The 529-nt window shown below is 77.3% G+C and carries 1 protein-coding gene; it reads right to left on the bottom strand.

Translation table 11 applies throughout. The annotated features are described in order from the left end of the window. Positions 1 to 529: protein kinase family protein (locus AC1D01_RS38215; RefSeq protein WP_477875232.1), on the bottom strand; the 529-nt coding region annotated here is incomplete at both ends.

The following is a 529-nucleotide window of genomic DNA, read 5'->3' as shown; positions in this document are numbered from 1 at the left end:
GCCTGGCCGGGGGCCACCGCCGGGGCCGGGGCCGCGGCGGGCGGCGCCCAGCCGAGGCAGCGGCGGAATTCGGCGACGCTGCGCAGGCGCTGCCGCGGATCGACCGACAGCGCGCGGTCGATGCCGGCAAGGAAGCGCGCGTCGTACGGCAGCCCGGTCAGCGGCCGGTGCACGCGCGGCACCGCCGCGCCGAGCGCGGCCTGGCCGGTGACGGCCGCGTGCAGCAGGCTGGCCAGTGCGCGCAGGTCGGTCCACGCACCGGGTGGCACCGGCGGCTTCTCGTCGACCGGCGCCGGCGTRCTGCCCAGCAGCACCGGCACGCCGACGCCGCGCACGACGACCGCCTCGGGCGAGATGCCGCCATGGTGGACCTGCGCCGCATGCAGCAGATCGACCGCATCGAGCAGCGGCGTCAGCATCGCGCGCAGCCAGGCCTCGTCGGGCGCGCGCGGCAGGGCCTTCAGCGCGCCGGCCAGGTTCGGACCCGGCACGAAATTCATCGCGTAGTAGGCGGTGCCGTTCTCTTCCC

The sequence above is a fragment of the Rhizobacter sp. P3_B12 genome (assembly GCF_056402895.1).
This window is presented reverse-complemented; position numbering and strand designations above follow the sequence as displayed.